We start from the raw sequence: 17,825 nt of genomic DNA on the forward strand, positions 1-17,825 counted from the left end.
TAGTCACCCGCCTTTTCTTCGATAAAAGGTAGGGGCTACGCCTTCTATTCGCCGAAAAGCACGGCTGAACGCATGAATGCTGTCAAATCCAAGCTCTTCTGCAATTTGTGTAATGGGAGCGGAGGTGAATTGGATCAGCTCCTTTGCTTTTTCAATACGAAGTAGCAAATGATATTTCACTGGGGTGACACCGAATGCTGTTCGAAAAAACCGGGTCAGCGACGAAGCACTCATCCGGCTGCTGAGCGCCATTTCATCTAGTGACACTGTTCTGTTCAAGTGTCTAGTTAAATATAGCTTAAGCAGTATGAATGTTTCCCAATTCGTTACCCAATCGGGATTTTGCTGTCGGTACCATTCTCTGAGCAAGAGAGTCCACAAGGAGAGAAAGGTGCTCTTGACTTTGATTTCATAGAAGGGGAGCTTATGTTGCATCTCATGAATGAGCTCGAATAATATCGTCTCCATAGGGAGCGGATTGCGGAAGCGGAAATGATTAGGCAACTTGAATGGCGGCTCCGAGCACAGATCGGGACGAAACCAACCTTGTTCAGCATCCGTTATATCTTTCATTGGATTGAAGGATATTTTCACTTCATGACTGTTCTCTTGCTCAATCAGATCAAAGTGAACATGCGGCTGACGTAGAGGGACAGCGCCAAAGGACCGAATGGAATGAGATTGCCCAGGCTTGAATAGAAAAAAGTCACCCGCAATTCCGTGATACCGCTGCGATTCCGTTTTAACGATGATTTCTCCGCATTTTACATACAACAGCTCGTAATCGAAAATGACCCGCTCCTGGAGCTCCCAGTTCGGCTCCGCTTGATGGTCTATGGCCCTGCGTATAAAAGGAGAGAGTTGTGAAATATTCATCCAGCATCCCTTTTCAAAATGAAGTTACTATCATTGTAAATGGAAATTTCGGTTAAATATACATCTGTTATTGCTAAATCCATGGATAAGACTCCTTGTTACAATACTAGCATAATTGATGGTGAAGGAGAGAATCGTATGCATAGTATGCTAGGCGGGATTTATAAGTTGAAGAATGGGATCCGGACGAAACGAATATCCAGTTACTGTAAACAAGGCAGCAATAATGACCGCATCAAGATCGATGCAGGTGAAACTGCAGACATTGGAGTCATTAGCGGGGCAGGGATTATTAAACATATTTGGTTCACTTTCGATTCTTCAGATTCATTCATTCGTCGAAATGCCGTAATTCGTATGTACTGGGACGGTGAAGATGAGCCTAGTGTGGAAAGTCCTCTTGGTGATTTTTTCGGACAAGGGTGGGGGGAAGCCTATAACTTTGCTGCACTGCCGCTAGCCTCTGCTCCCAAGGAAGGAAGGTCGCTGAATTGTTACTTTCCTATGCCGTTCGGGGATGGGGCCAGAATCACGATTGAGAATCAATCTGTGGAATCAATAGGATCCTTTTATTTCTATATCGATTACGAGGAACATGACTCCATCGCGGCCGATGCGGGAAGATTCCATGCTTGGTGGAATCGGGAGCTCACGGATGTTCATCCGGAAGAAGGTGAGACGGAGTGGGGGTTAGTAGCCGCGTCAGGTAATAACCGCTCTACCAGCAACAATTATCTAATAGCAGACATAGTTGGCAAAGGTCAATTCGTCGGACTCAACTATTACGTTGATAGCCCAGGACCGATGTGGTACGGGGAAGGCGACGACATGTGGTTGATCGATGGGGAATCGTGGCCAGGTTCGCTTCATGGAACCGGAACCGAAGATCTGTTCAATAGCTCATGGAGTCCAAATGAAATTTACCAGCATCCATACTTTGGTTATGCTCGAATTCCAGACAAGCTGGGATTTATGGGCAGAACTCACTGTTATCGCTATTTCTTAGAGGATCCAATCTACTTCAACACCTCTCTCCAAACTAGTATTGAGCACGGACACAACAATAATTTGACACTGGATCTGTCAACGGTTGCCTACTGGTACCAGTCGGAGCCGCACAAGCCATTCCCTAAGCTTCCGGCGGCTGATGAGAGAAAGAACATGCCCGAGATCGGCATGAATGATGTGCATATATGGCGTCACGAATACCGAAAGTCGCTTGGTGGCTCAAGCAAAATTTGGGGGCATGAGTGGAGACAGAAGTAAGATGAACGGGCAAATCGATCAGGGACGTGAGGAAAAAAGCGGAGCGAAATCCGCTTTTTTTCGATTTAATAAAAAATGTAAGATTAATGTATCTGAGCGTATCGAAAGGATGATAAGATAGGAAATGTAAGCCATTTAACACCGCGATAACAAAGGCGAAGTACAATGGAAGCAATGCTTGTTATGGAAGTATATTTGACCACGAACATTAGGAGGATTGCCTATGAATGACCGTAAGAAGATCCGAGCTTGGCTCATGTATGACTGGGCGAACTCCGCTTTCGCTACCACCATGATGGCGGCTGTACTACCGATATTTTATAGTGATGTAGCGGCCTCGACCTTGAATGATCCTCAGCTTGCAACCTCCTATTGGGGGTTTACCCAGACGATCGCGATGTTAATTGTTGCTTTATTAGCGCCGATTCTGGGTGCTATTGCAGATGAGTCTGGCTCCAAAATGATATTTTTGCGAATCTCAACTTATACGGGAGTGTTGGCTTCAGCCGCATTCGTGTTGGTCGGCAACGGGGATTATATACTGGCCTCTATATTCTTCATACTCGGATCGATTGGGTTCTCTGGTGGAAACGCTTTCTATGATTCCCTGTTGCCCGATCTGGTTGAGTCTAAGCGTAGAGACCATATTTCCTCAAAGGGGTACATGTTCGGTTACATTGGCGGCGGAGTACTTCTGGTGTTGAATCTGGTCATGATCGAGAAACATCAGATGTTTGGTATCGAAAAGATAACCGGGACTTATTTATCGTTTGTATCTGTAGCGATATGGTGGTTCATTTTCTCACTGCCGATCTTCCGCAATATTAAGAATCAAGGAAGCTTGAAAGGAAACAGCATAGGCTACTATACTACGATAGGCTTTCGGCGAGTGGCTAACACGTTCAAGAAGATTCTTATGTATCCAGAGCTTGTAAAGTTCCTGATTGCTTTCTGGCTGTTCAATGACGGGATAAGCACGATCATCACAATGGCAACGGTATATGGCAAAGAAATCGGAATAGATACCGCAGCGCTCATAACAGCATTAGTCATAACTCAGTTCGTTGGAATTCCGTGTACATTCCTCTTCGGCAAAATTGCCGATCGATTAGGTTCCAAAGCGTCCTTATACATCTCGCTTAGTATTTATGTGGTTATTGTTGCACTTGGTTATTTCATGACAACGGCCGCTCATTTCTACGCTTTGGCGATCATGGTAGGTTTAGTGCAAGGGGGGAGTCAATCGATTGCGCGATCGATATTCAGCAGATTGATTCCAGCTGGAAGGTCAGCGGAGTTCTTCGGGTTCTTGACAGTATCCAGTAAATTTTCTTCCATCTTGGGCCCGTTTGTATTCTCAGTAGTTGGACTCGCAATGGGATCCAGCCGATTCGGGATCTTATCCTTGATCTTATTCTTCCTCGGAGGAATCTATATGCTGACAAGAGTCAACTTGAACAAAGGGGAAACAGAGGCGAAGCAACTGCAGATCTAACGCCGCCTACTCCTATCATAGATTACAAATAACAACAGCCGCCCGGGAGGACGGCTGCTTTTTATATCTGATTAATCGTAAACCGACCGAACATAGTGAATTTCTAGCCCGCTGTCGCAGGGCTTCCCTGTTTCATAAGAGATATTGCCTATCGCAAGCACGAGTTCTTTCCGCGCTTGATCACGCGCAACCTCATCGATAGCGGTAATATAGCCCACAGCGGCTTGCATTGCGGGTCGACCATCTTCCAACGCCAGGTCCCACATATCCCAAATGCTCTCCGTATAGGTTTCTTCCGGGACTGCCGGATGATGCCATACATTGCGATCCTCGTTCAGAATATCGAAGTTTGGCACGTTTCTTTCAGAGACTAGCTTGCGAATATAACCCCCTGTCAACAGCCGCTTCCATCCAAATGGGTCGTGGAACAGCTTCTGAGCACGGAGCATATCTCGGTAAGCATCCTGCCAATCTTGCTCCGTTATGCCTGCCGTCAGCTCCGGGTAATAGGTACCCGTTACTTGGACAAGCAGCTTCGCTACCGAATCTGGTAGCTTTTGACCAGCATCGAGTTGTTTCCATACTGGAGTTTTCCAAGTTTCCAGCCCGAGCTTGCGTCTTACTACAACGGTATCCAACCCAATCTCGAAACGTTGATGATCCCATTTCCGGAAGCCGGATTTGAAGAACACATAAGGGTGCATGTTGCGATCGAGAATATGATGCGTAAGAAACCCAAGCACATACAGAACAGCTGGATCCGTCAGAGGCTTCCCGCTTACTAGGCGAATGAAATCGAGCAGTACCGGACCGCACTGTCTACTGTGCATGGCACTCCCAATTGCAGGCATGCCTCGGCTGGATTGCCAAGGAAGGAAGTGATGATAGAACAACAAATCCGGTCCTTGACATCCCATACGGAACAAATTCCTAAGAATTGTGTTATCCGCAATTTTCTTCGAACTTGGTATTACCGTGTCCAGCAATTGTTCGCCAAATAGATAATGAGTCCATATATTAGGCATTTGTATCGGAGAGTGGTACGAGCTTTAATGCATTTCCGGAATAGATCTTGGACAATACATCTTCAGGCAGGCTGAGACTATTCAGTACTTCTTGATGAACATTATCAAAATAATCACGAGCATACAGAATACGGTCCTGGAATTCCAGGATGAAATCCTTGGCATGCTCAGGATCCCGCTTGAACGCGTTAGCCCCTGAACCTGCGGAAATATCGCAATATAAATTCGGGTATTTGCGAAGCATCTCGGTAACTTTACCACCTGGCTCAACTTTTCCAGTAGGGTAGGCGACTTTATCGAATTGATCATCACCGGAAATATGTGCCCAGAAGCCTGGGGCATGGCCTAAAAAGATGGTCTCGGGACATGCGGCAACGGCACGTTCGAATGCGCCTATTCCACCGCCGTACCACCAATTCGGTCTAGGATAGCGGCTTGGATTCTCGAATTCATAATCAATATGGACAATAACCGGAAGTCCTTTCTCTCCGCAGAATCGGAATAGTCGAATAGCATCCGGATTGTCATACATCATACGCAGCTTGATTTCACCATAAATCCTGACACCATAAAGATCAATGGCGTGCGATAATTTATCGATGGCGTCAGGACGTCTAGGGTCCGGAGCATAACCAAGGATGAACTTATCCGGATATTTCAAGGCATAAGCAACGCAACGCTCGAAAGAAATGGGTCCGTTTGGACCGTGGTCTGGGACACTTTTGTTATACACCGGGTTGTACTCATCTTTAGGGCATTCCCAGCTAATTAACCATGTTTTGTCAATATTGTACTTGGCCATGTTCTCAAGAAAGCGCTCTGCGTTATAACCATACCAATCCGGGTGGTTGTGCGCGTCGATAATCAAAGTGATCCTCTCCCATCATTCATCTATATCGATCTAATTGTACAAGTTGAATACAGGTTAGGGCAACAACTTCTTTTTGAAAAAACAATAGAAATTCCGCAAGACTAATGGCACAATAGTACCGTTAGACTATTAATAGATCGATAGAAGAAAGGGTTGTATCCTAACATGGCCTTATTACATTGTCACTTTCATTCCGCTGCGCTTGGTGTAATGGCATCTATGAATGTGATTCTCCCCGATCCAATAGCGGGTCAAGCTCCGAATCGGGCAATCCCGACCTTAACGCTTTTGCATGGCCTATCTGACGATCATTCCGCATGGGTTAGAAGAACATCCATTGAACGTTACGTTTCAGGGATGAACATGGCTGTTATTATGCCTGCAGTTAATCGCAGCTTTTATTCCAATATGAAATATGGCGGGGATTATTGGACGTTCATAAGTGAAGAATTGCCGGCAGCAGCACGATCCTACTTTCATCTGTCTGATCGACGTGAAGATAACTTCGTGGCCGGTCTTTCTATGGGCGGCTATGGAGCCTTCAAGCTGGTGCTTCGCCATCCGGATCGGTATGCGGCAGCAGCCAGCTTGTCTGGGGCGCTGAATCTAGTTGCGAGACAGAGTCATTTTGAGAAGGATTTCAATAATATTTTTGGGGAAAATGCGGATTTGAATGACAGTGAACATGATCTGTTCCACTTGGCAAATGAGTTAGCTGCTTCCAATAGACCCCAACCGTTGTTCTATCAAGCATGCGGTACAGAGGATTACTTATATGAGGACAATCAACATTTTCTTGGACATGCACGTAAGCTTGGGTTGGACTTGGTGTATGAAGAAGAGAGCGGGACTCATAATTGGAGCTATTGGGATCACAAAATTCAGCGTGTTCTACAGTGGCTGCCGATTGCCCAAAAATAAGTGGGTATAAATGTAATCTACAATGAAAAACTAGGAATGCATAGTAGAAACCTGCTCTGTTAGGATCTAACGAGGCAGGTTTCTTCATTTGCTAGCTACTGTATCCCGTCTTCATCTGCTTCGTCTAGATCGTCTTTTTGATTGGAGTAAGACGCTTCACCTAAAGATTGTTGCATTTCAGCTGAGAACTCGCTTCTGAACTGGTTAATAGGGGAAAGCTGCTCACTCGTTATTCCATCGTTATCAGGTTTGTTATATTTACCGTTCATTCTTATTCACCTCCTTGATTCTTATATCGTTTACCAATAACTTGATGAAACATACACTGCTCTTGTCCGTATATCTGTTATGAACTGTTCAATTCTTAGGAAAGAGTGAAATATGCAATGGCCATCCAGATTATCACCGACAGCAGCTGCGATCTCAGAAAGGATCTTTTACAAGAATGGAACATCAAGGTCGTGCCACTTGCCGTTCATTTTGATGAAGTGCCTATGAGTCCAGACACCACACCACAACAATTTTATGAGCGAATGCGCTCCAATCGATCCTTACCCAAAACAGCTAGTCCATCACCGCATGATTTCTATCGAGCTGTTATGGAGTCGGATCCAGGATCAGATATTTTAATCATCACCCTTTCCACACCATTAAGCAGCACATATAATCATGCAGTAGCGGGCCGTCAGATGCTGATCGAAGAGGGCTTTTCCAGAAATATAGCTGTGATTGACTCCAAGACAGCCTCGATGGGGTTAGGCTTGATTGTTTATAAAGCAGCACTTGCGGCTCGGAACGGAATGGACTTTGAGATGCTTGAAGCTTCAGTTCGAACATGGGCGCAAGAGACGCAAACTTACTTCTTCCTGGATACGCTTGAGAATGTGATCAAGGGGGGACGGCTCGATCGGGTTAGAGGAGCGGTAGCTTCATTGCTCAATATCAAGTTATTGATGAAGGCTAATGAAGAGGGAGGCCTTGAGATTCTTGAGAAGGTGAGGGGCTCCAAAGCTGCAATCCAGCGCATTTTCGAAAAAGTGGTAGAAGAAGCCAAGGATAGCAAAGGGCGAATTCTGGCAATTGCACATAGTAATTGTGAGCAAAAAGCATCTGAACTGGTCGAACGCATACGTCAAGCCGCTTCCTTCGACGATTACATAATGTCGGATATGGGGCCGGTTATCGGCACTTATGCAGGTGAAGGCGGAATTATGGTCGCATTCTGAACATGAAGGAGATTATGTCTATGTCAACCCCTCTACAGCCTGAGCTGAATCGTGAATATATGCTTCATTTATTGGAACGTCTCCTACAAACACCTAGTCCGAGCGGATATTGTATGGACATAATGAACCTAGTTGAAGCGGAGGCGCTTCAGCTAGGTCTTCAAATCGAACGCACACCAAAGGGGAATGGTATTATTACCTTAATCGGCAATCAGCCTGCGCATTATTCCGGCTCCATTGGGATATCTGCACATGTGGATACGCTTGGGGCGATGGTTCGTTCAATCAAGTCGAACGGTATGATTCGATTCACCCCCATCGGGGGTTATGCGATGCATACCGTGGAAGGGGAATACTGTCTGATCCACACTCGCCAAGGTGGTAAGTTCGAAGGAACCGTATTATCGACCAAACCTTCTGTTCATGTGTATCCAGACGCCCGAGATTGGAAGCGGGAAGAAGCGAATATGGAGATCCGCATTGATGAGTCTGTAACATCCAAAGCGGACGTTGAGAAGTTAGGGATCAGCGTGGGTGATTTCATATCTTGGGACCCGCGTACACGCCTTCTTCCGAATGGATGGATCAAATCACGGCATCTCGATGATAAGGCAAGCGTAGCTGCGCTATTCGGATTGTTGGAGTGGATGAAACGAGAGGGGAAAAGTCCTCAGCGTACGGTGAAGCTTATATTCTCAACCTACGAAGAGGTAGGTCACGGCTCGTCCTATATTCCCCCTGATATCACGGAGATGATTGCGGTTGATATGGGAGCGCTGGGCGATGATTTATCCGCGACGGAGAAGGATGTATCAATCTGCGCCAAGGATTCCTCCGGACCGTATGATTATACGATGACAAGCAGACTCATCGAGTTAGCTAAACGGGAGAGCATCCCATTTGCGATTGATATTTACCCGCAATATAGCTCAGATGCTACAGCTGCCTTAAGGGGAGGGAGCAACATTTGTGCTGCATTAATTGGCCCGGGTGTACATGCCTCTCACGGGATGGAACGGACCCACGCCGACGCAGTTGTGAACACAGCAGCACTGCTCGCTGCTTATATTATGGAACAATGAACACTTATAAGAGCGAGTGTTAAATTTTCGAGGTGGGAGGAAGTGTTCCACCTCGTTTGTGTTTGTAATGTATTAAGTCGAAGGATGGGAAATCTGTTATCTGCAAAACAGGCTTCGCACATTTGCTCTAGAGCGGAAAATCCGCGCTACAGCACTCAAAACGCTGCTTGGTGTTGCTCTAAAGCGGAAAATCCGCGCTACAGCACACAAAACGCTGCTTGGCGTTGCTCTAAAGCGGAAAATCCGCTCTAATTTCAAGCGTTCGATTTCAAATATTACTTAACGAGTTTTCGAATCTCGTCCAATAGTAAATCAACCGTTTCTGGCAATGTCTCTGGGGAAAATCCTTTGTCCAATTATTTTTGGTTCCGTCTACTAAACTGCATCGATTACCTACGCCTGAATTTACCTTTTAGTCTATTTTCGTACCCATTTGTCCTATTCACGGATCAAATTTCATCTCGTATATATATTGGATCCATAGTATAATGAAATTGTATTATGAAACATGGTTTCATCTTGTGAAACTTATTGGTGATAATACAACTCTTATTAAGGAGAGTGGATCACAATGGAAAGTAAAGAAAGGTTCACGAACAGAGTCGATACATATGTGAAGTACCGGCCCAGCTACCCAGTTGAGGCGATTAATTATTTGTACGAAACGATCGGGTTTGATGCTAACTCAGAAATTGCTGACATTGGTGCGGGTACTGGTATTTTCTCAAGATTGTTACTGGAGAGAGGAAGTCAGGTCATTGCAGTTGAACCGAATCAAGCTATGCGCGAGGCAGCGCAGAAAGCGCTAGGAGACCTGCATAATTTCCGCATCGTAACAGGATCCGCTGAGTCGACTGGATTGTCTGATCATTCTGTTGATTTTATCGTCTGTGCGCAAGCCTTTCATTGGTTCCAGCGTGATGAAGCACAGGCAGAATTTCGAAGAATACTGAAACAGCAAGGGAAATGCGCGTTAATATGGAATTCGCGGTTAACGGAAGGCAGCCCATTCCTAGTTGGATATGAACAATTGTTGCATACATATGGAATCGATTATACAGCGGTGAATCACCGGAATATTTCCGAAGAGTCGCTTGTTCCATTCTTCAAAGACGGCGGACTGCGTGCAGCGAGATTCACGAACCGGCAGGAGTTTGATTTTGAAGGTTTAAGCGGACGGATGTTATCCTCCTCCTATTGCCCAATGCCAGGACATCCGAACTACGAGCCCATGATGACTGCACTGAGGGAACTTTTTGACCGCAATGAGAAGGATGGGACGATCTACATCGACTATGAAACAGAAGTGTTCTGGGGAGAAGTTTAGTTGGCTATAAGTGGAATGGTAATTGAATAATCCGAAAATGTCGGGACAGTTACTCCAAAGGGTGCTGTCCCTTATTGTATAATTCCAAGGAAGACGATTCTTCAAATAAATTGGACACAAAGTGTGACAGGATGCAGGGATATTATGGGATTTATTGAACTTATAGAAAGGGTGCTAAATGGTTGATATATACTCGAATTTCCTCAACAAGAGAAAGTAAAAACCCACCCGAAGATTGGAAGCCGAAGGTGGGTTTTTGATTCCTGAATGACTTTGAAGGGAATTTACCATCCAAGCCAATTGTATGGACCGAGTGTTAGCGCACTTGGTCTTTATTGATAATATGATAACATACTATGATAGTTGCTTCAAATGATTAAATCGATAACCATTTATAGCCAGGAGAACAATAAATGAAAAGAATAATGATAATTGGGTCTGGGGGTTCTGGGAAATCAACTTTCTCAAGTAAACTCTCTGAGGGCATAGGATTGCCTCTGTACCATTTGGATGCGTATTATTGGAAGCCTGGATGGACTGCAACTCCTAATCACGAATGGGATGAATTTCAAAGAGTGCTCATTCAAAAGGATGAATGGATTATTGATGGAAATTATAGTAGAACATTAGATATTAGAATCTCGAGAGCGGATACCATTATTTTCTTTGATTTACCTCCTTGGATTACTACTTTTAGAGTCATCAAACGAAGAATTAAATACCATGGAAGAACAAGGCCTGATTTGAACGAAGGATGTCCCGAGCAATTAGATTGGGAATTCATTAAATGGGTATGGAATTTCAGAAAACATAAAAGACCAGGAATATTAGCAAAACTAGAAAAGTATGAAAAAGAAAAGAACATAATCATCCTTAAAACACCAAGGGAAGTAACAAAACTATTAGATAAATTAGTAAAATCAAGAAGTCAATAACTCATAATAACTATAAAACTAAAAGGATGGATATCTAATGGAAACTAATGAGAAAAATAAAGTACAACTTAGGAATTTTTCTTCAATCTTGTTTGTGTCAGACCGGAAGAAATCTATAGATTACTATAAAGACCTAGGGTTTTGGTGTGATTTTGGAATGGGGTTTGTTGAACGTCAAGGTTTAACGATGATTTTACATGAAACAAATAATAAAGATAAAATCACACCCAATTATCCAGCCCATGGGGAAAGTGCCCTTGATATTTTTGTAATGGTTAGTGGAGTCGAAGAACTGTATCAGGAATTCATTATTAAAAATGCAAAAATACATTATGAACTAAGAACAAACAGTTATAACATGAGAGAATTCGCCATTATGGATCTCGATGGATATACCATTGGGTTTGGAGAATCCCTTTTATAATCTGCTTCAGGAGAATTGATTTCTCGATCAGAATAAAGGGAGAGACACAAATCCGACTAAGAAAATGTCATAAAAAAGCTCTCTACCTGATAAAAAGATAGAGAGCTGGGCGCAATTAAAATCTAGCAACAAATACTTCAAGATCCGCAGGGACGCTTTTTGTAGTTAACAAGTCTCCATCTGCATTCCTTATCCTTAATACATAAGATACTGTTGTTAACGTATTAATAGTAGGGAATCGGGCTACTCCGAAATCGTCGAAATTTGCTGTTGTAGTAACGCCGCCTCTTGTTAGGTTGGCAGTCCACCCAGTTGTGTCGCGAGGTATGTTGTTTAAATTCGTCGCGATTACATGAAATCTTTCAAGTGTCTGTCTGATTCTTATTCTCTTTCTCTTTTTTAAGGCAGATGCCCTCAACTTTCTAAGCAGTAGGGCTCTTTTAATCATGAGAGCTTTCTTATTTGTAATTCTCAATTGCTTTCACCACTTTCTTATAGGATACATTAGTAGATGTATTATGCGCGTTGCCTGAAACCAACTACTACCTATTCTCTTAGAAAATGAGGTAAATATCCTAGATTTATAGATTCGTACCCACTTAGTCAGCGGCGCATACCACGTAATGGAGAGTGATCTGTAAGCAGAATACTTAAGTCCCTGTCCTGTCACAAGGTGGGGGCTATTTTTACGATGACTTGAACTCGATACGGTAGTTTTCTTGATTCGAGTTCTCTTCCCTTTCGTGATTCCCCGTTTTCTCCGCACGAAGAAAGATCCATACTCCCATCAATAAGAGAACAGCTGCACCGATCTGCACAGGACTCACTTTCTCACTTAGCAATAATGCAGCCAATAGGCTTGCACCAACAGGTTCCCCTAAAACAGACATCGAAATGGTAGAAGCCTTCATATACCGAAGCAGCCAATTAAATAACATATGTCCGAACACGGTTGGAACTATCGCGAGCAATAGGAAGAGCTGCCAATCACTTTTAGAATACCCAATGAACGAATAACCAAGGATCAAATTATAGATAGCTAAAACGATAGCAGCAGAGGCAAATACGGAGAAGCTATATACAAATGAAGAGATGCGTGATCGCAAACGCTGCCCTAGCAGCATATGTACAGCAACCGCAAGTGCACTAAGAATCGATAAGGCATCTCCTTGCAGAGCTTCGGAAGATAGTGAGAAATCCCCCCAGCTGATTAATAGTGTTCCAAGCATGGCCAGTGAAATTCCAATAAAACCGCCACGGCTTAATTTTTCATTATAGATGAGGAAGGCTCCAACCAGAACAAAGATTGGCTCTAACGTTAATAGTACAGTTGAACTAGCGACAGTCGTATATAGCAAGGAACCCATCCACATCAGGAAATGAAGGCCAAGAAAGAAGCCGGAAGCTGCTAACAGCCACCAATCCTTTAACTTGATTCGGCGGATTTCCGGCAAGTAGCGGAAGAGAAACGGGAGCATAAGTAAGTTTGTCAGCAATAGGCGATACATGGCTGAGATCGCGACCGGAGCATCGACCCATTTCACAAAAATAGCAGAGAACGAAATCGAAATCATTCCGATTATCAGAAGACCGACGGTTAGGGTTCGGGGAAGTGTAGTTGTATGATGCTGAATTAACATTGCTAGAGAACCTCAACTTTTCCTTTTCTAGGTGCGTGTTCTAATGTCTGCTAAGAGCAAACCTATTTCATTATACGGATCAATGGATGGAATGAATAGTTGAAAAAAATACCGCAATCCCGATTAAGCAATCAGTTTGCGGTAGCGTATGGATAGTTTAGGTGTTTATTGGAGCTTATTGAGCGGTTGCTTGCTGGAATTCTTCCCGTATTCTCGTAATGGTTGCTGGATTGGATGCAGCTTCTAACGCAGTTGTTGCTAATGTCTTGGCGCCCAGAATCATTCCTTGCATGGCTCGGTTTTCCATGGCCAAGTCACGGAACTGCTTAGTATGCAGCAAATGCCTTTCATCGATAATCTGCACATAAGGGTGGATGGCTGGGCATCGACGGGAAACGTTCCCCAGATCAAGTGACCCATTATCAACACCAGTATGAATATCCTCAGGTGCGACTCCAAGCTCCATCAAGTTGTTAGTAAAAATAGCAGAAAGGGTCTCATTCGTAATTAATTCATCATAAGAATATTCATAATTCGAGGTTTGCAGCGTACAGCCTGTAGCTAACGCAGCACCTTCCGCGCATCGCAACACTTTCTGCACAACCTCATTGGTGTGAGATCGATTGGCAGAACGGATATAGAAGTCAGCGGAAGTGTAGTCCGGAATAATATTTGGGGCCTTGCCGCCTTCTTTAATTACCCCATGTATCCGTACATGCTTGGCAAGCTGCTGTCTCAATGCATTAATACTGTTGAAGAGCTGCAGCATTGCATCCAGGGCATTGACGCCTTCATGCGGACTTGCAGCGGCATGAGCGGGCTTGCCAAAATATTCAAATCGAATGGCGTCCATCGCCAAAGAATTACCTGACTTTTCGTGACGGTAGTAGGGATGGGCCATTAGAGCAAAATCCACGTCGTCGAATAATCCGGCATTCGCCATTGGGACTTTGGCGCCTTTGGTTTCTTCTGCTGGGGTGCCGTATACACGGATCTCACCGCCAAGCTCATCAATGACAGCTTTTAATCCAACGGCTGCAAGCATGCTCATGGTGCAGATCAGATGATGCCCGCAAGCGTGACCGAGTTCTGGAAGCGCATCATATTCCAAAGAAAAGCAATAGTTGGACCTGGTTTGACAGAGGTGTAGGTACCAATAAAGGAAGTTGGGATATCCAGGATGCCTGTTTGAACATTAAACCCCTGTATACGAAGCTCATCTGTCAGTCTCGCGAATGCTAGAAATTCTTCATGACCTAATTCAGGATTAGCACCAATATATTGTGAGATCGCTACAAATTGATCGGCTTGATTGTTAATGTGGTTAATAATTAATTGTTTTTTGTCGATTATGGACATGGAATGCACTCCTCGCCTTTAGGGTATACGATTCTGCTCCTTCATTGTATACCATATAAGCACGATGAGCTACTTGTCCTTATGACAGATGAATTAATATTGAAAACTATAATGCCAATTAACGGCTTCGTGAATAAACTATAGAAGGTCTTCCAAAAGGAGGTTGTAACATATGAAAAAACAAGAGTTACTATATGTAGCAATCGGAGATTCGTTGACTGCGGGTCACGGGGCTCCTTTTGAATACAGCTTCGTTAGTAGGTATCGGGCACTCGCCGAGCAAACCCTGGGTAAGAAGGTTACCTTACATCATTCAGGTAAAAGCGGAGCCACCGCAGGTGACACTCTAATAACGGTTAGGCAGGATGAAACTTTGCGTACCTTACTACAGAAAGCAGATTTGATTACGATTACAGCAGGCGGCAATGATCTGATTCAAGCTGCCAAATCGTACTATTTTGAACGGGATTCGAATATTCTCAAGTCGGCATTGGTACAGTATGGGACTCATATGCGTCAACTCGTAGACGAGATTCGAAGGCTGAAGCTGAACAAACGCCGACTCTATGCGATCCGAATGATTGGAATCTACAATCCGATGCCAGAATTCCATGAAGCTGTGTTCTGGGTCAAACGATTCAATGCACATCTCGAACGCCTGGAAAAAGGTGCCTTCCGTACGGTGAGCATTTATGATGTGTTCGATGGACACGAACAAGAGCTTCTAGCGGATGATCATTTTCATCCGAACTCAGAAGGTTATCGACTGATTGCGGAGCAGACACATAAGTTAGGTTATGGCACGCTTCAACAATGACGTCTCAATAGTCACAACTTTTGTTATTTTTTAACTAGCAAGCCAGTTAACTTAGGCACTACCTCAAATAAATCCCCGACAATCCCGTAGTCCGCCACTTGGAATATAGGAGCTTCCCGATCTTTATTAATAGCGATGATCATTTTGGACGAACTCATACCTGCCAGATGTTGTATAGCACCGCTTATTCCGCATGCAATGTAGACATCGGGAGTAACGACTTTACCGGTTTGACCTATTTGTAGAGCATAATCACAATAACCGGCATCGCATGCCCCTCTAGAAGCTCCAACTGCTCCATTTAGTGCAGCAGCCAACTCCTCAAGCGGAATGAACCCGTCAACACTCTTCACACCGCGACCGCCCGAGACGATGACAGCAGCCTCGGATAAGTCTGTATTTCCAATCTTTTTCTGTGCAACATGAACGACTCGGCTCCGAGGAGAAGCTGCCGGGACATAAGGGACAAGCTCCGCTTGAAGAGCAGGCGGCTGTTCAAGAGGCTGCTCGGCAGGCAAATTGTTCGGTCGAATGGTCACCACTCCGCGGCTGGTTGCAAAGGCTCTCCATTCAAATGCTTTCCCAGCATAAATAGGACGGAGAAATTGAGGTTCTCCCTCACTCTTATCAATTGCCACAATATCAGAGATTTGACCGGCTTGAAGATGTTCAGCAATAACAGGAGCAACTTCTCGGCCAAGCGAGGTATGACCGAACCAGACATAATCGGGCAGGCATAAGTCTACAACGGATATCAATGCATGTGCAAAGCTCTCGGCCGTTGGATGCTTTAACTCTTCATGCACCATAACCATAACACGGTGTGCACCATATTCCATTAGCTGTGTGACTGCCCGATCGATCTCCTTTTGGGAATCATTGGAGCCTGTAAGGATTGCAATGACTTCTGAAGAACACTGATTGGCGGCACTTAACGCCTCAAGAGTAATTTTACGTAATAATCCGTCTCTGAGCTCAGCTACAACCAATGAACGTTTTCCCATGTTTGCACCTCATTCCAATAGTTATTCGAATTTGACCTGCTTCTTAATAACAGCGGCCAGCTGCTGAATCTGACCATCGAGATCTCCCTGCAGGATCACTCCGTCTTTTCTTGCCGGCGGAAGGGTTATTTCTTTAACAAGTGTTGCAGCAGTCTGCTGCGTGGAATCGATGCCTAGATCATCTGCTGTGTACAGATGGAAGGGCTTTTTTTTCGCTTTCATAATACCTGGCAAGGATGGGTAACGCGGCTCGTTTAACCCTTGTTGAGCGGTGAATAGAGCAGGGAGCTGCACCTCTACGGTTTCCGTTGTGCCTTCTACGTCCCGTTCTGCTCTTGCGGTTCCAGTAACATCCGAGCTAACCGTTAGCTTCGTAATTGCTGAAATATGAGGGATTCCTAGTCTCGCAGCTACTCGAATCGCAACTTGGCCAGAGCCCTGATCTACGGAGAAGAGTCCTCCTAGAATAAGATCTGGCGATAGTCGGAGCAGGTAAGCGCTTATGAGACGGCTTATTACAGCTTCGTCATATATGCCAGAAGGCGGTTCAATTCGCACCGCTTCGTCAGCCCCCATCGCAAGAGCTGTTCGTAATGCTTCTGCACAACGTTCAGAACCGACTGAGACAACAGTGATTTTTCCTCCGTGTATGTCGCGTAGTCGTATAGCTTCTTCAACCGCATACTCGTCATACGGATTCACAATGAACTTGACACCATCAACTTCAATTTCACCTTGCACAAGCTTGATTTTCTCCTCTGTATCGAATGTTTGCTTTATCAGAACAGCAATATTCATCCTGATTCTCCTTTCAGATAGGTCTCACTTGGGCTTAATATTAATGGCATTAACTTTCGATTCCTCTGAGAAAAAAAAGCACAGTACCTTCAACTTGCGAGGTCAGTGAGTAAGAACGGTCTGACACTAACCAAGTAGTAACAACCTCATCAAGCGCTCCGAAAAGAAGATGCCGGGTAAGCTTGATGTCCAGGTCTGCTCGGAATTGCTTCTGCTCAACACCTTGTTGCAGTACATGTTCAATCAATCGGATGTAAGGCTTCACGGCATGACCAATTGCTTTGCGCAGCTCAAGATTGCTTTGACGCAATTCAATTTGTGTAACCTTGGCAAGATCACGATCCCGCTCAAGCTCCGAGAAATGAAGTTGGCAAATCGTGCGGATCGCATCTCGAGGGTGGTCGGACTGCATGACATTCAACCTGAATTTATCGACCAGCTCTCCAAGCTTCCATTGGAACAAGCCGACCAATATGTCCTCTTTGCTTTTAAAATACAAATAAATCGTGCCGTCAGCTACACCCGCTGCCTTGGCAATGCGTGACACTTGGGCACGGTGGAATCCGAACTCGGCGAATACTTTGAGAGCGGCTTCCAGAATGAGCTCGGATTTGTCCTTGATTTTTCCTGTCATGGGACCACCCTTACGCTTCATAAATTTGAACTAACTGAATGAATCCTCATTCAGCAGAGGATGTTTTATTTGTATGAACCGAATTACGGGAATAGATCAGTTGACAGGCTGGTCGTTCCTAAAAG

18 protein-coding genes and 1 pseudogene are annotated in these 17,825 nt (G+C 44.6%); 9 read left to right on the plus strand and 10 right to left on the minus strand.

What is annotated here, in order from left to right; translation table 11 throughout:
• Window positions 1–3: 3 nt before the first annotated feature.
• Window positions 4–876 carry a helix-turn-helix domain-containing protein gene (locus AC58QD_RS05525; protein ID WP_497330855.1) on the minus strand — a complete coding sequence of 291 codons (873 nt, stop codon included), beginning with the start codon at window positions 874–876 and terminating at the stop codon, window positions 4–6.
• A 138-nt stretch (window positions 877–1,014) separates the two neighbouring features.
• Here AC58QD_RS05525 and AC58QD_RS05530 point away from each other — a divergent pair, with 138 nt between their 5' ends.
• Window positions 1,015–2,142, plus strand: coding sequence for a glycoside hydrolase family 172 protein (locus AC58QD_RS05530; RefSeq protein ID WP_497330857.1), 1,128 nt, complete (start codon window positions 1,015–1,017; stop codon window positions 2,140–2,142).
• A gap of 223 nt (window positions 2,143–2,365) precedes the next feature.
• Window positions 2,366–3,637, plus strand: coding sequence for an MFS transporter (locus AC58QD_RS05535; RefSeq protein ID WP_497330859.1), 1,272 nt, complete (start codon window positions 2,366–2,368; stop codon window positions 3,635–3,637).
• Between the two features lie 71 nt (window positions 3,638–3,708).
• On the opposite strand, the gene AC58QD_RS05540 is transcribed toward AC58QD_RS05535, so the two are convergent.
• Window positions 3,709–4,662 (minus strand): zinc dependent phospholipase C family protein, encoded by a 954-nt coding sequence (locus AC58QD_RS05540; protein ID WP_497330861.1) that lies wholly within the window; start codon window positions 4,660–4,662, stop codon window positions 3,709–3,711.
• Entirely contained in the window at window positions 4,655–5,530 is an 876-nt protein-coding gene (locus tag AC58QD_RS05545; RefSeq protein ID WP_497330863.1) for an amidohydrolase family protein, read from the minus strand. The genes AC58QD_RS05540 and AC58QD_RS05545 overlap by 8 nt, the downstream gene beginning before the upstream one ends.
• A 168-nt stretch (window positions 5,531–5,698) precedes the next feature.
• On the opposite strand from AC58QD_RS05545, the gene AC58QD_RS05550 reads away from it, so the two are divergent.
• Window positions 5,699–6,454, plus strand: a complete 756-nt coding sequence (locus AC58QD_RS05550; protein ID WP_497330865.1) for an alpha/beta hydrolase — start codon at window positions 5,699–5,701, stop codon at window positions 6,452–6,454.
• 95 nt (window positions 6,455–6,549) lie between these two features.
• Here AC58QD_RS05550 and AC58QD_RS05555 read toward each other — a convergent pair whose 3' ends face one another.
• Window positions 6,550–6,723, minus strand: coding sequence for a hypothetical protein (locus AC58QD_RS05555; RefSeq protein ID WP_497330867.1), 174 nt, complete (start codon window positions 6,721–6,723; stop codon window positions 6,550–6,552).
• A 117-nt stretch (window positions 6,724–6,840) separates the two neighbouring features.
• Between AC58QD_RS05555 and AC58QD_RS05560 the strand changes: the two genes are divergently transcribed.
• The 5 genes from AC58QD_RS05560 to AC58QD_RS05580 all read left to right on the plus strand — a co-directional run bounded on the left by AC58QD_RS05560 (window position 6,841) and on the right by AC58QD_RS05580 (window position 11,448).
• Window positions 6,841–7,680 (plus strand): DegV family protein, encoded by an 840-nt coding sequence (locus AC58QD_RS05560; RefSeq protein WP_497330869.1) that lies wholly within the window; start codon window positions 6,841–6,843, stop codon window positions 7,678–7,680.
• Between the two features lie 20 nt (window positions 7,681–7,700).
• Window positions 7,701–8,762 (plus strand): M42 family metallopeptidase, encoded by a 1,062-nt coding sequence (locus AC58QD_RS05565; protein WP_497330871.1) that lies wholly within the window; start codon window positions 7,701–7,703, stop codon window positions 8,760–8,762.
• A 571-nt stretch (window positions 8,763–9,333) separates the two neighbouring features.
• Window positions 9,334–10,089, plus strand: a complete 756-nt coding sequence (locus tag AC58QD_RS05570; protein ID WP_497330873.1) for a class I SAM-dependent methyltransferase — start codon at window positions 9,334–9,336, stop codon at window positions 10,087–10,089.
• Window positions 10,090–10,502: 413 nt separating this feature from the next.
• The gene (locus AC58QD_RS05575) at window positions 10,503–11,024 is read left to right on the plus strand and encodes a DNA topology modulation protein (protein ID WP_497330875.1); all 522 of its coding nucleotides are present in this window, start codon (window positions 10,503–10,505) and stop codon (window positions 11,022–11,024) included.
• Window positions 11,025–11,061: 37 nt separating this feature from the next.
• Window positions 11,062–11,448, plus strand: a complete 387-nt coding sequence (locus tag AC58QD_RS05580) for a VOC family protein (RefSeq protein ID WP_497330877.1) — start codon at window positions 11,062–11,064, stop codon at window positions 11,446–11,448.
• A 115-nt stretch (window positions 11,449–11,563) separates the two neighbouring features.
• Here the strand turns inward: AC58QD_RS05580 and AC58QD_RS05585 are convergent, their stop codons facing one another.
• From AC58QD_RS05585 to AC58QD_RS05595, 3 genes and pseudogenes are all read right to left on the minus strand, one after another.
• Entirely contained in the window at window positions 11,564–11,923 is a 360-nt protein-coding gene (locus AC58QD_RS05585; RefSeq protein ID WP_497330879.1) for a hypothetical protein, read from the minus strand.
• Between the two features lie 211 nt (window positions 11,924–12,134).
• The gene (locus AC58QD_RS05590; RefSeq protein WP_497330881.1) at window positions 12,135–13,088 is read right to left on the minus strand and encodes a DMT family transporter; all 954 of its coding nucleotides are present in this window, start codon (window positions 13,086–13,088) and stop codon (window positions 12,135–12,137) included.
• 175 nt (window positions 13,089–13,263) lie between these two features.
• A pseudogene (locus tag AC58QD_RS05595) lies at window positions 13,264–14,447 on the minus strand (M20 family metallopeptidase).
• Between the two features lie 172 nt (window positions 14,448–14,619).
• Between AC58QD_RS05595 and AC58QD_RS05600 the strand changes: the two are divergent.
• A complete protein-coding gene (locus AC58QD_RS05600; RefSeq protein ID WP_497330883.1) occupies window positions 14,620–15,264 on the plus strand; it encodes a GDSL-type esterase/lipase family protein in 645 nt (214 codons plus the stop codon).
• A 23-nt stretch (window positions 15,265–15,287) separates the two neighbouring features.
• On the opposite strand, the gene AC58QD_RS05605 is transcribed toward AC58QD_RS05600, so the two are convergent.
• The 3 genes from AC58QD_RS05605 to fadR are packed head-to-tail and all read right to left on the minus strand — an operon-like array spanning window position 15,288 to window position 17,700.
• Complete coding sequence (locus AC58QD_RS05605) at window positions 15,288–16,268, minus strand: electron transfer flavoprotein subunit alpha/FixB family protein (protein ID WP_497330885.1); 981 nt, start codon at window positions 16,266–16,268, stop codon at window positions 15,288–15,290.
• A gap of 21 nt (window positions 16,269–16,289) precedes the next feature.
• A complete protein-coding gene (locus AC58QD_RS05610) occupies window positions 16,290–17,066 on the minus strand; it encodes an electron transfer flavoprotein subunit beta/FixA family protein (protein WP_497330887.1) in 777 nt (258 codons plus the stop codon).
• 49 nt (window positions 17,067–17,115) lie between these two features.
• The gene (gene fadR / locus AC58QD_RS05615; RefSeq protein ID WP_497330889.1) at window positions 17,116–17,700 is read right to left on the minus strand and encodes a fatty acid metabolism transcriptional regulator FadR; all 585 of its coding nucleotides are present in this window, start codon (window positions 17,698–17,700) and stop codon (window positions 17,116–17,118) included.
• Between the last annotated feature and the right edge of the window lie 125 nt (window positions 17,701–17,825).

The sequence above is a fragment of the Paenibacillus sp. J2R1T-4 genome (genome assembly GCF_059692235.1).

What these genes read in the sequence shown, in the direction of transcription:
- AC58QD_RS05525 (WP_497330855.1), bottom strand. Translation starts at nt 876, where the DNA reads ATGAATATTTCACAACTCTCTCCTTTTATACGCAGGGCCATAGACCAT.
- AC58QD_RS05530 (WP_497330857.1), top strand. Translation starts at nt 1,015, where the DNA reads ATGCATAGTATGCTAGGCGGGATTTATAAGTTGAAGAATGGGATCCGG.
- AC58QD_RS05535 (WP_497330859.1), top strand. Translation starts at nt 2,366, where the DNA reads ATGAATGACCGTAAGAAGATCCGAGCTTGGCTCATGTATGACTGGGCG.
- AC58QD_RS05540 (WP_497330861.1), bottom strand. Translation starts at nt 4,662, where the DNA reads ATGCCTAATATATGGACTCATTATCTATTTGGCGAACAATTGCTGGAC.
- AC58QD_RS05550 (WP_497330865.1), top strand. Translation starts at nt 5,699, where the DNA reads ATGGCCTTATTACATTGTCACTTTCATTCCGCTGCGCTTGGTGTAATG.
- AC58QD_RS05555 (WP_497330867.1), bottom strand. Translation starts at nt 6,723, where the DNA reads ATGAACGGTAAATATAACAAACCTGATAACGATGGAATAACGAGTGAG.
- AC58QD_RS05560 (WP_497330869.1), top strand. Translation starts at nt 6,841, where the DNA reads ATGGCCATCCAGATTATCACCGACAGCAGCTGCGATCTCAGAAAGGAT.
- AC58QD_RS05565 (WP_497330871.1), top strand. Translation starts at nt 7,701, where the DNA reads ATGTCAACCCCTCTACAGCCTGAGCTGAATCGTGAATATATGCTTCAT.
- AC58QD_RS05570 (WP_497330873.1), top strand. Translation starts at nt 9,334, where the DNA reads ATGGAAAGTAAAGAAAGGTTCACGAACAGAGTCGATACATATGTGAAG.
- AC58QD_RS05575 (WP_497330875.1), top strand. Translation starts at nt 10,503, where the DNA reads ATGAAAAGAATAATGATAATTGGGTCTGGGGGTTCTGGGAAATCAACT.
- AC58QD_RS05580 (WP_497330877.1), top strand. Translation starts at nt 11,062, where the DNA reads ATGGAAACTAATGAGAAAAATAAAGTACAACTTAGGAATTTTTCTTCA.
- AC58QD_RS05590 (WP_497330881.1), bottom strand. Translation starts at nt 13,088, where the DNA reads ATGTTAATTCAGCATCATACAACTACACTTCCCCGAACCCTAACCGTC.
- AC58QD_RS05600 (WP_497330883.1), top strand. Translation starts at nt 14,620, where the DNA reads ATGAAAAAACAAGAGTTACTATATGTAGCAATCGGAGATTCGTTGACT.
- AC58QD_RS05605 (WP_497330885.1), bottom strand. Translation starts at nt 16,268, where the DNA reads ATGGGAAAACGTTCATTGGTTGTAGCTGAGCTCAGAGACGGATTATTA.
- AC58QD_RS05610 (WP_497330887.1), bottom strand. Translation starts at nt 17,066, where the DNA reads ATGAATATTGCTGTTCTGATAAAGCAAACATTCGATACAGAGGAGAAA.
- fadR (WP_497330889.1), bottom strand. Translation starts at nt 17,700, where the DNA reads ATGACAGGAAAAATCAAGGACAAATCCGAGCTCATTCTGGAAGCCGCT.